The organism is Anaerobranca gottschalkii DSM 13577, assembly GCF_900111575.1.
GTDB classification, from domain to species: Bacteria; Bacillota; Proteinivoracia; order Proteinivoracales; family Proteinivoracaceae; genus Anaerobranca; species Anaerobranca gottschalkii.
The window spans coordinates 1-19,649 of record NZ_FOIF01000027.1; the positions used below are offsets into that span (position 1 = coordinate 1).

Genomic DNA, 19,649 nt, shown 5'->3' on the forward strand with positions numbered 1-19,649 from the left:
ATATTCTTAAGCCTTTGCCTTCATATTCAGTTTTTCAGAGATTTATTAAAAAATTATCTAACTCTTATCTTAAGGAAATCATGAAAAATCAAGTTAATATTCTTAAAGAACTTGGATTTATTGACAACAACTTTATATCAGTTGATGCAACACCTATTAAAGCTAACACAAAGTTTAATAATCCTAAATGCTTTGCAAATAACAAGTTTTCTAAAAACAACCATCCTTCTTCTGATAAAGATTGTAAATTAGGTGTTCATACTGCTAATAACTCTATGAATGTTAAAGTTACAGAAGATAAACCCAATAATTCAAAGAAAAAATATGAATTCTACTGGGGATACAAAAATCATGTTATTTGTGATGCTATCTCTGGTCTTCCTATTGCTGAATTTACTACAACCGCTGATGTAAATGAAATTTCTAACTTTACAGAAATCCTATCTGATACAAATGAGTGGTTCTCACTCAAAGGTAGTTATATTATTGCAGATAAGGGCTATGATTCAAAGCAAAATCATGATTTTATTCGTAATACCCTTAAAGGTCATGCTTTCATTGCATTAAATAAACGTGGAAGAAAATCTAATAAATTGACATCCACAGGTAACATAATATGCGATGCTGGATTAGCAATGCATAAAGATGGCAAACAATATTTTGATTCCTATATTAAACAAAAGTTTTGCTGTCCTTTTAGAACTTCTAAAGATGATTCTTTATGTCCGTGTAACCACGAAAAATATTTTAACGGTAAGAAAAACAGAGGTTGTGTAAAATACATAAGTATTGGCACTGATTATAGATCTTCTATAAATCGTGATTCTATATTTTTCAAGAAAATATACAGTCTTAGAACTGAATCCGAAAGATACAATTCTAGATGGAAAAATCTAAATACTGAGCAAGCTTTTGTTAAAAATATTAACTCTGTTACTAATCTAAATACAATCGGACATATTTGTCTTTTATCTATTGCAATTGCTGCTATAAAATCTGGCTGTGTTGATAAATACAAATCCCTTTCTGGATTAAAAAGAACAGCTTAACTTAATTTATATTAAAAATTTTAAGCACCAATTTTATCAAGGGGGTAGTCTGCCCTTTTTTAGGTTCTTTCTTTTCTATTTATTTTCCGTTTTAAATAATTAAGCTATTTTGGGCAAAAATTGTAATAATTTAACTTTTGTTGTTTTATTTTTTATTTAACTATGCTCATATCCACTAATCTACTATTAAAATATTACATTATTCGACAAAGGTTGACAATAGTATTTTAATCCTATAGTAAATTAGGAAATTATTATTATATTTTGCAGGATAAAGCTAAAAACCGTGGAATATCTACTAGATAATTAGATAAAAGGAGTGGTATTAATGATAAGATTAATTTTAGTAAGACATGGTCAATCGGTTGCAGATATTGAAGGTAAACATGAGGGAAGGGCTGATTTCCCTTTAACAGAATTAGGTGTAAAGCAATCTGAAAAGTTAGCTAATTATTTCTCGGTATATTATGGGATAGATCAGATATATTGTAGTCCGTTAATGAGGGCGAAACAAACAGCTATGATTATAGGTAAGAAATTTATGATAGAACCAGAGGAAGTGGAAGAGTTAATGGAAATGGATAATGGACTCTTAGCAGGATTAACCTTTAAAGAGGCAGAAGAAAAATTTCCCATAACAGATCAATGGAAGAAAATCTACTATCCCTTACCAGGGGGAGAAAGTGTAATAGATTTTCGGATGAGAATCGAAAAATTTTGGCATAAATTTAAAGACAAATACTTAACCTACGGTCAACAGAAAACTATTTGCATAGTGGCCCATGGTGGTACCATATCTATGTTGTATAAAGGGATCTTAGGGTTACCGATAGATACCAAATTTAAAGTACCCACCTTTGATACAGGTTTTCATATTTTTGAAATAACTGAAGAAGGGATAGTACTAATAAAGGCAAACTGTTTAGAACATCTGCTGATGGAAAAAATATAACAATTTCTTATAATAAATATAAGGGATATTGATAGAATTCTGGGCTTATGATATAATTTTCACAGAATGGGGGTAAAGGATTTGGTAATCCCCGCGGACTGCAAATCCGTAGGCCCGAGTGAATAACAAGGGTGTGGGTTCAATTCCCACTTATCCCCTCCAAAACAATACAAATAAGATAAAAAAAGAGCAAGAATTACTTCTTGAGTAACTTTTGCTCTTTTTATTTACGCTATCTTTGTAGCAATTTATAACGTTCTAAAATTAATAATAGATAATATCCAAAACCATAGCAAGCAATTACTTGACCTATAAAAATTTGTGCTACTAAAAACCAAAAAGTTACTGGTTCATTAGCAGTAAAATATATTAATATTGGTATAACAAAGGTATTTACTAAAACTGGTGGTAGAGGTGCTAACCACCTTTTAGGCATGCGATAAGTTAAAACTGCGGCAATCAATGTTGCTAAACTTCCTAATATAACATCTAAAATGCCAAAAGGACTAAAAAAATTGGCAATTAAACAACCTACAAAAACACCTGGAATTGCCACAGGAGTTAAATAAGGTAATACTGTTAAAGCCTCAGCTATTCGGACTTGCCAAGGTCCGAAACTGATCTCGGCTAATGCCAATGCTAACACCACGTAAATGGCAGCAATTAGTGCCCCTTGCACTAAATAAGTAGTTTTTTTCATTTTCATTACCTCCGTAGTTTTGTTTTACGTCAGGATTTTGCGAACTGACTATATTATGTTACATTATTATATAAAAAAATTCAAGGGGTTAAGGAAATCGATTAAACTTTTTTAAAATTTTTAAAAACTTAAAAATTCCCGTCAAAATTGTTGACTTATTTCTGAAAAGAGATTAAAATGAAAAGGTAGCTAAAATAAATTTAAAGACATACGGTGTAATGTCAAGTATAAGAATTGGAAATTGAGAAAGAATTAGAACAAGCTAGCCTTAAAAAAGGCAATAAGGAAGTAACCCTATAAACAACCATGGTTTACAGGAAAAAAATGGGATTAAATCAACTTAAACTAAGAATTAACGACAACACCTCCTGGTCTAAAAACTTGGCCTTTACTCAGCAATGTAAAGACCAGCCTAACGGTTTTACGTGCCGTAAGAACGAGAGCTCTTTTATGCTGATGCTTATTAACTTCTTTATACTTCTTGTAGTAAAAAGCTTTATACTCATCTACATGCATCCTAAGTAGATTAGCAGCTTCTACAAGATAATACCTTAAATAGAAGTTACCACATTTAGCTAATGAAGTATCTTCGGCATTAAAATTGCCAGATTGATACTTATTCCAAACAAGCCCAGCAAATTTAGCGAGAGCAGCTTCATTATTAAATCTATGGATATCCCCAATTTCAGCGATAATCCCAGCAGCAATAACAGGACCGATACCAGGTACTGTTTGCAAAGTATGAGAAAAAGCTTTAAGTTGTTTTTCCAGTTCTTTATCTAACTTTTTAAGTTGACTTTCTAAAAACCTAATATTCTCTAAAGACATGGTTAGAGTAAGCTCAACAGAATCTGCTAAATTAGGGTCTAACCTATAAGCTCTATTAGCTAAGGATTTAAGTTTTTTAGCAATTTCGACAGGATTTTTAAGTCTATTATTACCCTTGCTACAGATAAAATCGACGATACTTTCGATAGGCATAGCTGTAATTTCATCAGGGGTAAAAGTTTCGATTAAAGAAGTCGAAGCTTTTCCGAAAGTATCACTAAAAGGGTTATCAGAAACATAAGAAGAGAACTTAAGATAAATAAGGTTTAAAGCTCGATTCTTTTCTTTAGTTAAATTTTGGATCAAGTGGTATCTGAACCTTGTAAGTCTTTGTAAAGCTGCATACCGGAAGTCAGGGAGTTTAGAATGCTTAACCCTGCCAAAACGGATACAGTCAGCAATAACAAAAGCATCAAAATCATCTGTTTTAGGTAAATGAGTGTATGTCTTTTTAAAACCTTTGACAACACTGGGATTTAACACATAAAACATAGTTTTGAAGCTTAAAAGTTCAGTAGAAGATGCCAAATATAAGTGTAAATGCCATGCATAATTAGAAGTAGATTCCATACCAATTTTAATATTGGTAGCATCTATTTTAAGAGCATAGGCGACAATATCATTGACTAACTTATCGGCACCTTCAAGATCATTAGATGTAGTAAAGGACTTAGAAGGTCCATTACCATCTTGATCCATAAATCTAACAACAAGGGATTGACTGCTAACATCGATACCAACAAACAAAGTATTGGGCACGAAAAAACCTCCTTTCCAATTATATTTAGCCCAATGTTACGGTGTATCCCTGACAGGATGCTGCATCAACACCCTCGCTTATCAGAACTATTCTACTTATCTAGTGGATGCACCTTACTCTGCTGAAAGTAAGGAAAAGATAAGAGAATGAACAGCATACGAGTAAGAAGATTACAAACAGTCCCAGGGGTGCAGTCTTCAGCGAGTAGTAACCTATTAAGGTTCTACAGGAGGAAGTCAGAGCTTCCGAGTCATTGTTATGGCTATATAACAATGATATCAGAAGATACACCAAAAATTAATCAATATTTTAAACTAAAAAGTTGGTTAGTGTAGCATTCCTTGTTGATAAATATATTTACTTTAATTGTCAAAGAACTAGTTGAATTAAAAGTATTTTAGTTTTAATTTAAGGTATAAGCTTAAATTGGAAATTCTTTATAAATCATATTATACGAGGAGGTAGGGAAAATGATTAAAAATAGATTAGCGGTAAAACAAGGAATGTTCATAGTATTACAGGATAGCCCTGCCTTTTTTGAGGTTCCTTCAATCTAACTAGTTTGGTTGTAGTTTGATTAAGTACTCAAAGGTCATGGGCTATAAAGTCCATGGCTTTTTTATGTCTTTAGGCCATGGTAATAGTTTCCTTAGTTAATGGGAGCTAGAGAAAACCATGGCCTTTTTGTATCTTAATTAGACCTCAAAAAGGCGACTTAAGGAGGAGAGCATTGTGAAGCGAATACTTAAATACCTTTGGAAATACAAATATTTATATATAATTCCTATATTATCGATGTTTATTGCTATAGGGTTAGATATGTTAAATCCCGTTATATACCAAAAAATTATCGACGATGTCATTAAAGCTGGAAACCATGGAATTTTATCAAGACTACTGTTAGCCCTTTTAGGAATAACATTAGGCCGTGGAATTTTTGGATACATTAGAGAGTTTTTATTTGATTATGCAGGGGCTAAAGTCACTTTTGATATACGTAATGATCTTTTTAAACATATTCAAAAGCTTCCCTTTAGTTATTTCGATGGAATTAACACCGGAGAATTAATGTCAAGGACAACGGAAGATATCAATAATATCTGGAATGCTATAGGTTTTGCAATTATGTTTTTCATTGAGCAAGTATTGTACTTAATTATTGCTACAACCCTACTTTTTACTATTGACTGGAAATTAGCCCTAATTTGTCTAAGTATCATGCCACCAATGCTATTTTTAGCGATGAAACTAGAAAAGAAAATTGGTGAAGCCTATGAAAAACTAAGTGATCAAAGTGCTGTTTTAAATACTACAGCCCAAGAAAATTTAGCTGGGGTTCGATTAGTTAAAGCCTTTGGTAGAGAAAAGTATGAGTTAGAAAAGTTCTTTAAGCAAAATGAAGAAAATTATGAACTAAATCTAAATCAAGCAAGGATTTGGGCAAAGTACCACCCTGTGATTGAGTTTTTTTCCAATTTAGTTTTAGTTGTAGTTATCTCGGCAGGAGGGATTTTCGTAGTAGGAAACCATATTACTTTAGGTGAATTAGTAAAATTTAATGGATATATTATGATGCTTATTTGGCCACTCCGGCTGATGGGCTGGCTCACAAACATCATCGCCAGGTGTAATGCGTCGGCAAAGAGAATATTTGCCATAATGGATGTTGAACCAGAAATTAAAAGTCCAGCCAATCCCATTTATCCAACAAAGGTTCAAGGTGAAATAATTTTTGATAATGTGTCTTTTAAATACAAAGATCAATATGTTCTAAAGAACATAAACATAAATGTACCAGCTGGTTCGACAGTCGCTATAATGGGAGCAACCGGTGCCGGCAAAACGTCTATCATAAATTTGATTGGAAGGTATTATGACTGTACTGAAGGAAGGGTTTTATTTGATGGTGTAGATGTTAAATCCTTAGACTTAGAATTTTTGAGGGATAATATATCAGTAGTAATGCAGGATACATTTTTATTCTCAGACACTATCGAAGAAAATATTAAATTTTCCACAGAAAATGTAAGTGAAGAGGAATTTAATAAAGTAGTAATGGAAAGCCAAGTAGATGACTTTGTTAAAGAAATGGAAGAAGGTTATCAAACTGTAATAGGTGAACGGGGAGTTGGTCTATCTGGAGGACAAAAACAACGGATCTCTATCGCCAGGGCCTTATTGAAAAAGAGCAAAGTTTTAATCTTAGATGATGCCACATCTGCCTTGGATATGGAAACAGAATACCAAATTCAAAAGGCCTTAGAAAAAAGAAAAGATATAACAAAATTTATAATAGCCCATAGAATTTCAGCAGTAAAAAATGCAGATGAAATTATTATCTTAGATAAAGGTGAAATTGTGGAGCAGGGAAATCATAAAACTTTACTCCTAAAAAAAGGCAGATATTATGAAATTTATTCAGAACAATTCAAGGACCTAGACATCCTTGCAGATGGCCTAAAAGAAGAGGTGATTTAAGATGGCTAAAAATACTTTTAAAGAAGATGAAAAATTAAAAGAAACATTGAACTTTAAGATTATCCTTCGTCTAGCCCAGTATATAAAACCTTATAAGCTCCAAGTACTGGCTACTCTAATTTTGATGGTTATAGTAATTGCAGTCTCATTAGCAAATCCTTTGCTGATGAGACTGGCAATAAATCAATATATCGCGAAAGGGAATATTATAGGTTTAGTTAGAATCGGGGTAGTAATGGCACTAATTAACTTCTTAGCAATGTACGCTGCCCGCTATAGGATAATGATTATGGCCAAAGTTTCTAGCAAAATATTGTTGAAAATAAGGCAGGAACTATTTGCCCATATACAAAAATTATCATTCTCCTTTTTTGATAATAGACCGGTGGGGAAAATTTTAGCAAGGATAATAGGGGATGTCGATTCACTGGGAGATTTATTTACTAATAGTGTTACATCATTGATTCCTGATGCTATTACTCTAATTGCAGTTATGGGTATAATGTTATACATGAACTGGCAGTTAGGTTTATTGGCAATAGCCATGTTACCTGTTTTAGCGTTAGTATTATTTTATATCCAAATTTACGGTAGAAAAAGATGGCAAGATTATCGGAAAAAGCGATCAAACTTAAGTGCATATCTCCATGAAGACTATTCAGGGATAAGGGTAGTACAAAGTTTTAACAGGCAGAAAAAGACTGAAAGGGTTTTCTCAGATTTAGGGAAAAATTTAACTGATTCTTTTATAAGTGGCGTTAGATTATCCGATGCTTTTTGGCCGGTAGTAGAGCTTTCTTGGGGAATTGGATCAGTAATTGTCTTTTGGTATGGAGTAAAATTATTAAATATAGGTACAATTCAAGTTGGAGATCTTGTAGCCTTTACCGGATATATAGGGATGTTTTGGCGTCCTATAATGAATTTAAGTAATTTCTATAATTTACTTATTACTAACCTAGCAGGGGCAGAAAGAATTTTTGAAATTATGGATATTATCCCCGATATCGTTGATACTCAAAATGCTAAAGAACTACCCCAAATCGTTGGAGAAGTGGAATTTAGAAATGTTTCCTTTGCTTACGACGATGGGGAAGCAGTGTTAAAAAATATCAGTTTTAAAGTTAAACCTGGGGAAACCATTGCATTAGTAGGCCATACTGGGGCAGGTAAAACAACAATCGTAAATCTTATAAGTAGATTTTACGACGTTACAGAAGGAGAAATATTAATTGATGGTTACAACATTAAAGATGTAACAATAGAATCATTACGGAGCCAAATGGGGATTATGACCCAAGACACCTTTATGTTTTCCGGATCTATTAAAGAAAATATTCGCTATGGTAAACTAGATGCCACCGATGAAGAAGTTGTAAATGCTGCTAAGGCTGTAAAAGCCCATGATTTTATCATTAATTTGGAAAAAGGATATGATACCGATGTTAATGAGAGGGGCTCAAGGTTGTCAGTGGGTCAAAGGCAGTTAATAGCTTTAGCTAGGGCTTTACTGGCAAATCCTAGGATACTAATTTTAGATGAAGCCACTGCTTCTATAGACACACAAACAGAAAAGAAAGTTCAGATAGGATTAAACACCCTATTAGCCGGTAGAACATCCTTTGTCATTGCCCACCGTCTCTCAACCATTCGAAATGCCCATCGAATTATGGTAATAGATGATGGTGAAATTAAAGAAATAGGGAATCATCAACAGCTCCTTGCTAAAAGGGGGATATATTACAAACTTTATACTGCCCAGTACAAATTTTTACATGAAGGTGCTTAATAATAATTCAATTTAGCTATAAAAAATGTTAAAATAATATTTGTGAAAGTTTGGGTATAGGAGCTGTTGCCATGTTTTATATGAATGAATTTGATGAAATAATCAGAGGATTATTATTAAACGTCTCTTTAATATTGTTACCACCTTTTATTTATGAAAGTTTTAAACTAGATAAAATGGGTTATGTATCAAAAAAAGTAAAACCCCATGAAGTGGCAATTCTTACTAGTATCTCTGTCATTCTTTGCATGACCTTTGCCATACCACTCTTTAATGGACACTTGTATGATTTAAGAATGATCCCCGTTTTGGTATCTTTTTTCTATGGAGGTATTTGGTCAGGTCTAGCCACTGTCACTGTAATGTTTCTATATCGCTGGTATTTATTTAGTGAAGGTTTTTATACAATGATTGTCGTTTATTCTTTTGTGGTAATTATAGCAGCATATATTTCTCCTAGGTACTTTTATTTAAGGAGAAGGGATAAATTTTTGATTGCCGCTACAATTACTATTATAGCAATGCTTTTAATGTTTATTGCGACTTATTTAATGAATATAAAAAAGGGAGATTTCTATATAATAGAATTAATTAAATTTTTTCTACTTTTCACCCTTATAAAAATTTTAGCCCTACATTTTACTATTTATATCTTAGAAGGATTTGTGGAAAAAAGGGAATTAAGGATTGAACTTCAAAGGGTAGATCGCCTTAATACAGCAGGGGGATTAGCGGCATCTATTGCCCATGAAATTAGAAATCCCTTAACTGTTGCTAAGGGTTTTATGCAGCTTATTCAGAATAAGGGAGAAAACTTGTCTCAGGAGAAGATAAAGGAATATCTAGAAATGGCCATTACAGAAACTAATAGGGCGGAAAAGGTAATAGCGGACTTTTTATCCTTTGCTAATCCTAGTGTAGAAAATCAAAGTTTGATAAATGTCAGTGATTTAATTTCTATGGCCTGTAATATTATGTATTCCTATGCAACATTAAATAATGTGTCGATAAATAAAAATTTAGAAAAAGGTTGTTACTTAATTACTGATGAAAATAAATTAACGCAGATTTTTGTCAATATAATCAAAAACAGTATTGAAGCAATGCCTAAAGGTGGAGAAATAGATGTTAGGGTATTTAAAGATAAGAAAAATGTAGTAATAGAAGTAGAAGATTATGGTGTAGGGATGACTAAAGAGGAAATAGCAAAGTTAGGGACACCTTTCTATTCACTAAAGACTAGTGGTACTGGATTAGGATTGATGGTCAGCTATAAATACGTGCAAATTTTAGGTGGGAAGATAAAGGTTGAAAGCGAAAAAGGGAAAGGAACTAAATTTATTTTAATCTTTCCCATCTATGATAAGGCTCCTCAAGAAGATACAAATGGATAATACACTATGGGCTTCTTTTAGTTTTTCTATTTTTTCAATTGGTCTAAACTTTTAAAAGTATAACCTTGTTTTTGTAAATCATCAATTATCCTTCCTAAAGCTTCGGCATTATCCTTTGAAACAGAGTGTAATAACATAATAGCACCGGGGTGGACCCGTTTCATAATGGAATCATATGCAAATTGACTTCCCTTTTGGTTATTGATATCCCAATCCATATAAGCTAAAGACCAGAAAATATTGGTATAGCCTAATTCTTTGCTCAATGCTAAAGTTCTTTCACTAAAAATTCCCCGGGGTGGACGGAGGTATTTCATTTCTTTAATTCCTGTGATTTCTGTAAATTTTTCTCTAACACTTTCTAATTCCCTTTTTAATGTTTCATCATCTACTTCTACTAAACTAGGATGGTTCCAAGAATGATTGCCTACTATATGCCCTTCACTAACCATCCGTTTAACAAGTTCAGGTTGTGTCTTTAAATAGTGACCTGTGACAAAAAAAGCGGCTGGTACTCCCTTTTCTTTAAGGGTATCTAAAATAATAGGGGTATACCCATTTTCATAACCGTTATCAAAGGTTAAATAAAGTTCTTTTTCTTCAGTGTTACCAATAAAATATCCACCATATTTATCTAGAAGTTTTTGATAATGGGGTTCGGTGGTTGATGGACTGTTATTTTTCCCTGGGATAAAATACCAATCATAAGGGGTGTTATCTAAAGCCCTTGCTTGTAAGTAATCATAGGAAAAGGCGAAAAAGGTAAGGGCTAAAGTCAAGGTTAAAGCAAATATTTTCAATTTCATTAATAATCCCTCCTTCTTTATTAGTTTTACTAAAAATTTATTTGAATAAACATCTTTCTCCATTTTTTTGACAAATTTTATTTTCCATCTTGTGCTTTTTTCCATAGATGATATTATTAAATTAATTAGGAACTTTCGGTCACTAATTCAAGGGGGGATTTTTTTGAAAGTATATATTTCTGCAGATATTGAAGGTATTTGGGGAGTGGTTTCTCGAAAACAAATTATCGGTGATGATGGAGATTATTTACGGGCAAGGAAACTGATGACTAAAGAAGTAAATTTGGTGTGTCAAGAACTATTCAATAATGGAGTTAAAGAAATAGTTGTCAATGATTCCCATGGACCTATGGACAATATTATCATAGAAGAACTCCACCCAGATGTAAGTTTAATAAGTGGATATCCTAAAGATTTGAGTATGATGGCAGGAATAGATGAAACCTTCGATTGTGCTATTTTTATTGGTTATCATCCTAAAGCAGGGACAGAACAAGGAATTTTTGATCATACCTATGCCGGGCGGGTAGTTTCTAAGTTGATAATCAATGGTGAGGAACTTGGAGAAGCGGGACTTAACGCTGGTGTAGCGGGTCATTTTAATGTACCTGTAGTTTTAGTATCTGGAGATGATAAAGTTTGTAAAGCTGTATTAAATGAAATAGGGCCAATCCAAACAGTAGCTGTTAAAGAAACTATATCAAGGTATTGTGCCAAAAATATCCCATATAACCAATTGAAAAATAGATATAAAGAAGCAGTACATAAAGCAATAACTGAACTAAAAAAATATCCTATTAAAAAATTTACTACTCCATTAATTTTAGAATTGGAGTTTACCCAAGCTATAATGGTAGATATGGCTTTAACCTTACCTCAAGTTAAGAAAGTAAGTGCTAAAAGGATATTAGTGAATTGTAATGATCCGGTGGAATTGTACAAAATATTTAGAGGGATAATAAATTTAGCTAGTACAGTTTTGTAGAAAAAGACATAATAAGGAAATAAGGAAAAGTGAGGAATAAGAAATATACATGAACTTAGCCAATAGATTAAAAGGAAAACTGGGAATGAGGACAATAAAAACTGCTATTGCCGTAACATTAAGTGTCGCCGTTGCCTATGCTTTAAACTTAAACTCCCCTTTTTTTGCGGCAATTGCAGCTTTAATTACTATGCAAGGTAATATCATCGACTCTTTTAGGATGGGGAGAGATAGAATATTAGGTACAATTATTGGAGCTTTTATTGGGATGATTTTTTCCTATATAGCTTTAGGTAATCCAATAGTAATCGGATTCGGAGTCCTTGTGATAATATACATCTCAAATATAATTAACTTTAAAAAAACCATTGCTATTTCTAGTGTAATCTTTATATCTATAATGCTAAACTTTAAGTCTGGGAGTATTTTAAACTACGGAATTAATATGTTAGTAGATACTTTAGTGGGAATAATCATAGCCTCCTTTGTCAATATAATTATTTATCCCCATTTTAGTAGAGATATTGTTTTAAATGCTTCTTTACAATTGTTAGGGAAATGTGAAGAAGCAATTAAGCATTTAGTAACCGGTAACTGTCAAATATGTTTAGATGAGCTATCAGAAGAATTTGAGTTAATTGAAAGGGAATATCCTACATTCAAGAAGGAAGAAGAAAATCACCTCTGCAAAGAAGGTAAAATTGATCTCCATAATTCCCGATTACTTATCCATAAACTCTATCACAATATCCACATTATTGCTGATATGGGGAAAAATAATAAAATCGATAAAGATAATGCTAGGTTATTAGATAAAATGTATAACTTAAAAGTAGATTATTCTGAACAACTGAACAATGAAGAAATAGTATATAATTATCATCTAAAAAAATCATTAGAGCTAATAATTACTCTAGCGAAGGCATTTAATATGGAGTATCAAACTAAGATTAAAGGGAATATAAAGGGATAAGTTTTGTAAGAAGGGTACAGTCCCCTTCTTTTTTTGCTATTTAAAATAGGTGACAAAAGTAACAATATAATATATAATAAAATATTATTTATTTAAAGGAATAAAGAAAGAGAACGGAGGATGGGTATGCACAATTTAATTTATGTTATCAGGCCAGAGGATCATGAGAAGGAAAGGCTTAAGGAAATTTTAGAAAACCATACGGAAATTAAATTTGTTTCCCTAATGGGAGTAGATTTAGGTGGTAATGCTACCGATGAAAAAATACCAATCAATTTGTTTTTGAAAGATATAGATGGATTTTTAAAAAGTGGTGTGCAAACCGATGGTTCTTCAGTTGTATTGCCAGGAATAGCTACTTTAAATAATGCTAAAGTAGATATTGTGCCAGATTTAAATGTTAATTGGTTTATAGATTATAACTATGAATTTATGGATGAAAAACACAGGCCATGTGGGACTTTAAGGATACCCTCATTTTTAGTCCATGATGGGAAATATGTAGATTCCCGCTCTATATTATATAGAGCTTTGGATAATTTTGAAAAGAATATTTTGGAAGTACTTAAAGGAAACCCCAAAATCCTAGAAAATATCGGTATTGAAAAATTTGGAGACATCGAAAAAATAAACTTTACCGCTGCGACAGAATTGGAGTTTTGGGTAAAAACCCCTGAAGATAAAGAAGATGAAGAAAAATTATCGGCTTCTCAAACCCTTAAAGAACAATATTGGAAAAGAACTCAAGGAACTGTAAGAACAGCATTAGAAGAAAGTATGCTTCTTTTAGACAAATATGGTTTAGGACCGGAAATGGGACATAAAGAAGTAGGGGGAGTAAATAGTACTATCGGAATAGATGGGAAACAAAACCATGTAATGGAACAACTGGAGATAGACTGGAAGTATTCAAATGCCCTTCAAGCAGCAGACAATGAAATACTTGCCCGGGAAATCATTGGCGATGTTTTCAGAAGCTATGGCCTAGAAGTGACTTTTGCTGCTAAACCTATTGAAGGGGTAGCAGGTAGTGGAGAACATACCCATATAGGTATCTCTGTTACATTAAAAGATGGTAGTATTAAAAATCTATTTGCACCTAAAAATTTAAAGGATGACTACATGAGTATTATTGGCTATGGGGCATTAATGGGTATTTTACACAACTATGAGGTGATAAATCCCTTTGTAACTTCTACCAATGATGGATTTAATCGTTTAAAACCAGGTTTTGAAGCACCGGTATGTACTGTTGCCTCTTTAGGCCATAATGTAGAAACCCCTTCCCGCAATCGTTCTATCTTAATAGGTTTAATAAGGGATATGGAAAATCCTTTAGCTACAAGGTTTGAGCTTAGGGCACCTAACCCTCTGTCTAATACTTATTTAGTTTTAGCTAGTTGTTATCAAGGGATGATCGACGGCATACTAGCCTTTAAAGATGTTACTGATTCTCAAATTTTATATAAAGAAATATCTAAAAAAGCTGGGGAACCAGGAATTTATTTAGAAAAAGAAAGGCAATATCGGACAGAAGAGGATATCTTTGAGGACTATACTGAAGAAGAACGAAACAGGATTTTTGGCAAACCCCCTGCTACCGTTTGGGAAAATGTTAAAGGTTTTTCTCTATATAAAGATAAAACTGCAATGTTGTTAAAGGGAGGAGTTTTCAGTGAAGCACTCATTAAATCCTTTAAACTTGCTATTATAAAACAATGGAAAGAAGAATTGTTACACCGAATTATTCCAGCTTATATGGGAATAGTCAGGGAATGTAAACAACTCCATGAAATAGAAACTAGTTCAGATCTAGATGTCGTCAGGTGGAAAAAAATCTGTGATATCAAATACACAATAATGAAAGATAGTATGGATAAAAAGTCTTTAATAACTAGAATTAGAGAGGCTTTGTTAAACAAAGACTATGATTTAGCCTCTGATTTACAATTAGAATTAGCAAACACTATAAGGGAGCTTAAAGAGTTATACATTTGTTATAAGAGAAATATATTTTAATTCAACTAAGCAAGGGTTTTTGTAAAGAAAATCCTTGCTATTATTTTTAAAAATTATGGGGAAATAAAAGGAAAATAGTATTAAGTTATAGAATTAAATAATATCCATAAGTTTAGGGGGGATTTTTTGTGCTTGATGAGTTAAAAGAGGCTTGGCAGAGGGGTAGTAATTTTACAAAATTTATGATCATCTTTTGGGTCTCCGCTCCCTTTGTTATAGGACTATATTATTGGATAAAGGAATCGGTCCAAAAAATTATTGGGGAAAAAGTTAAAGAAAAGGCTGTGGATATTTATCATGGTACAATTGTTGTAGACAAATATAGATATTTAGAAAATCCAGAAGATGAAAAAACCATAAATTGGCTAGAAAAACAAAAAAGAATAACTGAAAAATATTTTAAAAATAACCCTTATAAAGAAGAAATAGAAAAGCGTTTAAAAGAACTATGGAATTATCGTAGAACCTCTATCCCTATAGAAGTTAAGGGGGATTATTTTTACTTAGAAAATGATGGTACCCAAAATCAGCCTATCCTTTACAAACAAAGAGGTTTAGAGGGAGAAAGGCAAATCCTTTTAGACCCCAATAAACTATGCCCTGAGGGAACAGTGGCAATAACTAATTACAGTGTCAGTAAAAATGGTAAATATTTAGCCTATGCCCTTTCAGAAAAAGGTAGTGATTGGCAAAAAATAAAGGTCTTAAATTTAGAAAGCCTAGAACCCCTTGAAGATGAAATACTCTGGTGTAAATTTACCAATATTTCTTGGGTTGGTGATGAAGGGTTTTATTATTCCCGTTTCCCTAAACCAGGGTCTGTTCCAGAGGAAGATGAAAGTAACTACCAAAAGGTTTATTTTCACAAAATCAATACCCATCAAGGTGAAGATAAGTTAATATACGAAAGGCCAGATTTTAAAGAATTAGGTTTTACCTCCATCGTTACAGAAGATGAAAGGTATTTATGTTTTCATATCTGGCATGGAACTGATCGAAGGAACCGTTTTTATTACAAAAATTTAGAAGGTGATGGACCAATAATTAAACTTTTAGATGATGCTGATGCAGCTTACCATTTTATTGGTAATAAAGGAGATACCTTTTATTTCTTATCAGATTTAGATACCCCTAAAGGAAGTGTGATCGCTTTAGAATTGAATAATCCTGATGAGATAATTGAAGTTATTCCTGAAGGGGAAGATGTTTTAGCAGATGCGGTAATGGTAAATGACGGTTTTGCTGTTATTTATAGACAAGACGCCTATTATCAACTAAAACTATTTGATAGTAACGGAGATTTTGTTAAAGAGATTCAATTGCCTGGTATTGGAACAGTAGAAGGACTTTGGGGTAAAAACACTGGTAAAGAACTATTCTACAATTTTACTTCTTTCCTCTATCCAGGGACTGTTTTTCGCTATGACTTCCTAATAGATGAATCCAACGTTTTTAGTAAAGGTGATTCCCTTTTTGACCCAGAACTATATGAGACAAAGCAGATTTTTTATAATTCAAAGGATGGAACCCTTGTTTCTATGTTTATTACCCATAAAAAAGGCCTTGAACTTTCAGGGGATAATATTACAGTACTATATGGTTATGGCGGTTTTGGGATTAGTGTAACCCCTGCCTTTTCCCCGACAATCATTACTTTGTTAGAAAAAGGGGGAGTCTATGCCGTTGCTAATTTGCGGGGAGGTTCTGAATATGGAGAACAGTGGCATAGAGCAGGAATGTTAGAGAACAAACAAAATGTATTTGATGATTTTATCGCTGCTGCCCAATGGTTAATAGATAATAAATATACAAATAGTAGAAAACTAAGCATTATGGGTAGAAGTAATGGAGGTTTACTGGTGGCAGCTTGCCTAGTACAGTGGCCGGAATTATTTGGAGCGGTAGTTTGTGGAGTGCCGGTTATTGACATGTTAAGGTACCACAAATTTACTGTAGGTCGATATTGGATTCCTGAGTACGGAAACCCTGACAACCCAGAACATTTTCCTTTCTTATATAAATATTCACCATTACATAATATCAAAGGAAATATCCAGTACCCACCTGTTTTAATATATACAGCTGAAGGGGATGATAGGGTAGTACCAGCCCATGGATATAAATTTGCTGCAGCCCTTCAAAAGGTTCAAAAAGGGAAAAATCCAGTCATATTAAGGGTAGAAAGGGAAGGGGGCCACGGTCAAGGAAAACCTTTAGCAAAAGTTATTGAAGAACAGAGGGATATATTAGCCTTTATCCTTAAAGAATGTAGTCTCAGTTAATACTTTTATGAAAATTTCCAAGATTTATATTGCATTTATTGTTAACAATGGTAATATTTATATAAGGATGACAAGATAGAAAGGTGGGTATAACATGAAAAAATTTTTTGGTATTTTTACAGTAATGGTATTAATCCTTTTGTCTTCTATGAATGTTTTGGCAATAGATGAAAAGAATTTAGCCCAAGGTATAAATGTTGAACCGGGAGAATTGAGGACAGGAGATATAGTTGCCTTTGGGAAAGATGTATCTGTAGAAGGTACTGTTACTGGAAATGTAGTTGCTTTTAGAGGAAATATCGAAATAAAAGGAACTGTCCATGGAGATGTAATCGCTTATGGAGGAGATATAAAAGTTAGTGGAAAAATTATTGGCAATGTAGTAACTTTTGGAGGGAAAATTATAGAATACCCTACCGGAGAGATCCTTGGAGAAAGGGTTCAAGGAGGAGGGTTAAATTTTGGGAATCTTTTTCGATATAATTTTAGTATAAAATGGTCTTTAATCACTTTAATTACTGGAATTGTCCTATCATTATTAATCATGCTAATTATGCCTAACAGAATTGAAAATATGGTCAAATTTTTAGGTGAAAAGCCAGGTAAAGTAATGTTAGCAGGATTATTGGCAATTTTATCTTTTCCTGTACTATTAGCCATATCAATAGTAACTATCTTTGTTGTAATTGGAATACTATTGACTCCATCCTTAGTATTAGCCTATATTGTTTTCGGTTATATTGGAAATGTAGCGCTAGGGTTATTTATTGGTAAAAATTTAAGCAAACTATTAAACGGAGAAGGTTTACCTAAAATATTACAACTACTTCTGGGAATTTTGTTACTATGGGGAGCTAGAAATTTACCTTTTGTTGGTTTATTAGTAAGTTTCATCTTGTTATTTGTAACACTAGGGGTAGTACTTGCATCTAAGTTTGGTAAAGCTCCAGTAGAAATTCCTACATCACCCCCTACTTCAATGGAATAGAACTTGAATAAAAGATGATAAAAAAGCAAGGACTAAGGATTTATCCCGTAGACCTTGCTTTTTATTTATAAATACCTTTATAGTATAATAAGGATAAATAAAACAGAAGGAGTAGAAGGTTATGTTTAAAAAAGGAGAAATAATTACAGTAACTATAGAAGATGTCACCAGTGAAGGTGAAGGAGTAGGGAAAGTCCATGGTTTTACGGTATTTGTTCCTAAAACAGTCAAAGGAGATGTAGTAAAAGGTAAAATTATAAGTACAAAGAAAACATATGCTAGGGCTTTATTACAGGAAATAATTACCCCTTCAGAAAAGAGAGTAAAACCTAAATGTTTAGTTTATGAAGAATGTGGTGGTTGTAATTTACAACATGCTGATTATGGACACCAGTTGGAAATTAAAAGAAAGATAGTAGAAGATGCTATATCTCGAATCGGAGGTTTTCAAGGTATTTCCATAAAACCCCTTTTGACAGCTGGTGATGAAAATTATCGGAACAAAATGCAGGCACCGGTAGGATTGATAGATGGAAAAGTTGTTGCTGGATTTTATAAACCTAAAAGCCATGAAATAGTTCCAACAGACTACTGTATTATCCAACATGAAAAGAGTAATGAAATTTTGAGGGAAGTTATTGAAATAGTTAATGACTTAGCAATCCAGCCGTATAATGAAACAAAAGGAGTAGGGATAATTAGACATATCATGTCGAGGGTTGGAATCAACACTGGTCAGACTATGGTAGTTATTGTGGTAACTAAAATGGATTTCCCTCAAAAAGATCTACTAGTAGAAAGAATTAAAAAAGCTTTGCCTAATTTAACTACATTAGTTTTTAATATAAATGAGGAAAAGACTAATGTAATTTTAGGAAATGAAAATGTAGTCTCTTTTGGTTTAGGGTATATTGAGGAAATAGCTCAAGGAATTAAATTTAGGATTTCTCCCTTATCTTTTTTTCAAGTTAATCCAAGGGGAATGGAGCTTTTATACAAAAAGGCAGTGGAATACGCTGGCTTAACTGGAAGGGAAAGGGTCATTGATGCATACTGCGGTATAGGGAGTATTACTCTCTTTATGGCTAAAAAAGCAAAGGAGGTACTTGGTATTGAAGTAGTACCCCAAGCGGTAAAGGATGCCGTTGAAAACGCTAAATTAAATAATATTGTCAATGTAAGTTTTATAGAAGGAAAAGCAGAAGACGTTATGGTTAAGTTAGCTAATCAAGGTGAGCACTATGATGTAGTGGTTGTTGACCCTCCAAGGAAAGGGTGTGACCAAAGCTTATTAGCAGCGATAAAAAGGATAGCACCCCAAAGGGTAGTCTACGTGTCCTGCAATCCAGCGACATTAGCCAGGGATTTAAAGATCCTTTGTGAAGAAGGGCTGTACCAAATAAAAGAAATTCAACCGGTGGACATGTTCCCCAACACCAGCCACGTTGAGTGCGTCACATTGATGTCAAAGGTTGAGAAATAAAAAACTGAAAAGCTTGTAAATAAAGGGTTTCCAGACATTTAGTTATTCTCGAGGCCAATCTGCTGGATGTGGCAATGTCAGGAAACCCTTATTTTTATTGTTTGCGGGAACATATCAACCGTCGCGAAAATTAATAGTTGAGTTACCAGATTAGATAACCCCC

14 protein-coding genes and 1 tRNA gene are annotated in these 19,649 nt (G+C 33.1%); 12 read left to right on the forward strand and 3 right to left on the reverse strand.

The features are described 5' to 3' along the window. The 3 genes from BMX60_RS07375 to BMX60_RS12060 all read left to right on the forward strand — a co-directional run. A partial coding sequence (locus BMX60_RS07375) for a transposase (RefSeq protein ID WP_242945735.1) occupies positions 1-1,049 on the forward strand: 1,049 nt, incomplete at its 5' end. A 328-nt stretch (positions 1,050-1,377) separates the two neighbouring features. After that, a complete protein-coding gene (locus BMX60_RS07380; RefSeq protein ID WP_207648413.1) occupies positions 1,378-2,001 on the forward strand; it encodes a histidine phosphatase family protein in 624 nt (207 codons plus the stop codon). 68 nt (positions 2,002-2,069) lie between these two features. Next, positions 2,070-2,163: transfer RNA gene (locus tag BMX60_RS12060), tRNA-Cys, on the forward strand. Positions 2,164-2,233: 70 nt separating this feature from the next. Here BMX60_RS12060 and BMX60_RS07385 read toward each other — a convergent pair. Further along, positions 2,234-2,701 carry a QueT transporter family protein gene (locus BMX60_RS07385; RefSeq protein ID WP_091350815.1) on the reverse strand — a complete coding sequence of 156 codons (468 nt, stop codon included), beginning with the start codon at positions 2,699-2,701 and terminating at the stop codon, positions 2,234-2,236. 345 nt (positions 2,702-3,046) lie between these two features. After that, positions 3,047-4,288, reverse strand: a complete 1,242-nt coding sequence (locus BMX60_RS07390; RefSeq protein WP_091350817.1) for an IS110 family RNA-guided transposase — start codon at positions 4,286-4,288, stop codon at positions 3,047-3,049. Between the two features lie 733 nt (positions 4,289-5,021). On the opposite strand from BMX60_RS07390, the gene BMX60_RS07395 reads away from it, so the two are divergent. The 3 genes from BMX60_RS07395 to BMX60_RS07405 all read left to right on the forward strand — a co-directional run bounded on the left by BMX60_RS07395 (position 5,022) and on the right by BMX60_RS07405 (position 9,950). Next, positions 5,022-6,767 (forward strand): ABC transporter ATP-binding protein, encoded by a 1,746-nt coding sequence (locus BMX60_RS07395; protein WP_091350819.1) that lies wholly within the window; start codon positions 5,022-5,024, stop codon positions 6,765-6,767. Between the two features lies 1 nt (position 6,768). After that, the gene (locus BMX60_RS07400) at positions 6,769-8,556 is read left to right on the forward strand and encodes an ABC transporter ATP-binding protein (RefSeq protein ID WP_091350820.1); all 1,788 of its coding nucleotides are present in this window, start codon (positions 6,769-6,771) and stop codon (positions 8,554-8,556) included. Positions 8,557-8,627: 71 nt separating this feature from the next. Continuing rightward, positions 8,628-9,950 carry a sensor histidine kinase gene (locus tag BMX60_RS07405; RefSeq protein ID WP_091350822.1) on the forward strand — a complete coding sequence of 441 codons (1,323 nt, stop codon included), beginning with the start codon at positions 8,628-8,630 and terminating at the stop codon, positions 9,948-9,950. Positions 9,951-9,976: 26 nt separating this feature from the next. On the opposite strand, the gene pdaA is transcribed toward BMX60_RS07405, so the two are convergent. Then, positions 9,977-10,756 (reverse strand): delta-lactam-biosynthetic de-N-acetylase, encoded by a 780-nt coding sequence (gene pdaA, locus BMX60_RS07410; protein WP_091350823.1) that lies wholly within the window; start codon positions 10,754-10,756, stop codon positions 9,977-9,979. Positions 10,757-10,919: 163 nt separating this feature from the next. Here pdaA and BMX60_RS07415 point away from each other — a divergent pair, with 163 nt between their 5' ends. The 6 genes from BMX60_RS07415 to rlmD all read left to right on the forward strand — a co-directional run bounded on the left by BMX60_RS07415 (position 10,920) and on the right by rlmD (position 19,486). Then, positions 10,920-11,741, forward strand: a complete 822-nt coding sequence (locus BMX60_RS07415) for a M55 family metallopeptidase (protein ID WP_091350825.1) — start codon at positions 10,920-10,922, stop codon at positions 11,739-11,741. An 85-nt stretch (positions 11,742-11,826) separates the two neighbouring features. Continuing rightward, positions 11,827-12,714: an FUSC family protein gene (locus tag BMX60_RS07420; RefSeq protein ID WP_207648416.1), complete on the forward strand. Its 888-nt coding sequence runs from the start codon at positions 11,827-11,829 to the stop codon at positions 12,712-12,714. A 126-nt stretch (positions 12,715-12,840) separates the two neighbouring features. After that, on the forward strand, positions 12,841-14,733 hold the full coding sequence (locus tag BMX60_RS07425; protein WP_091350828.1) for a type I glutamate--ammonia ligase: 1,893 nt from the start codon (positions 12,841-12,843) through the stop codon (positions 14,731-14,733). Positions 14,734-14,861: 128 nt separating this feature from the next. After that, positions 14,862-17,015: a prolyl oligopeptidase family serine peptidase gene (locus tag BMX60_RS07430; RefSeq protein ID WP_207648417.1), complete on the forward strand. Its 2,154-nt coding sequence runs from the start codon at positions 14,862-14,864 to the stop codon at positions 17,013-17,015. Between the two features lie 94 nt (positions 17,016-17,109). Beyond that, positions 17,110-18,003, forward strand: coding sequence for a bactofilin family protein (locus BMX60_RS07435; RefSeq protein ID WP_091350830.1), 894 nt, complete (start codon positions 17,110-17,112; stop codon positions 18,001-18,003). A 121-nt stretch (positions 18,004-18,124) separates the two neighbouring features. Further along, complete coding sequence (rlmD, locus tag BMX60_RS07440) at positions 18,125-19,486, forward strand: 23S rRNA (uracil(1939)-C(5))-methyltransferase RlmD (protein WP_091350831.1); 1,362 nt, start codon at positions 18,125-18,127, stop codon at positions 19,484-19,486. The last annotated feature ends 163 nt before the right edge of the window (positions 19,487-19,649 follow it).

Bases quoted from the DNA above. Each gene is read 5' to 3' on its own strand.
- BMX60_RS07380 (WP_207648413.1), top strand. From the start codon at position 1,378: ATGATAAGATTAATTTTAGTAAGACATGGTCAATCGGTTGCAGATATT.
- BMX60_RS07385 (WP_091350815.1), bottom strand. From the start codon at position 2,701: ATGAAAAAAACTACTTATTTAGTGCAAGGGGCACTAATTGCTGCCATT.
- BMX60_RS07400 (WP_091350820.1), top strand. From the start codon at position 6,769: ATGGCTAAAAATACTTTTAAAGAAGATGAAAAATTAAAAGAAACATTG.
- BMX60_RS07405 (WP_091350822.1), top strand. From the start codon at position 8,628: ATGTTTTATATGAATGAATTTGATGAAATAATCAGAGGATTATTATTA.
- pdaA (WP_091350823.1), bottom strand. From the start codon at position 10,756: ATGAAATTGAAAATATTTGCTTTAACCTTGACTTTAGCCCTTACCTTT.
- BMX60_RS07420 (WP_207648416.1), top strand. From the start codon at position 11,827: ATGAGGACAATAAAAACTGCTATTGCCGTAACATTAAGTGTCGCCGTT.
- BMX60_RS07425 (WP_091350828.1), top strand. From the start codon at position 12,841: ATGCACAATTTAATTTATGTTATCAGGCCAGAGGATCATGAGAAGGAA.
- BMX60_RS07435 (WP_091350830.1), top strand. From the start codon at position 17,110: ATGAAAAAATTTTTTGGTATTTTTACAGTAATGGTATTAATCCTTTTG.
- rlmD (WP_091350831.1), top strand. From the start codon at position 18,125: ATGTTTAAAAAAGGAGAAATAATTACAGTAACTATAGAAGATGTCACC.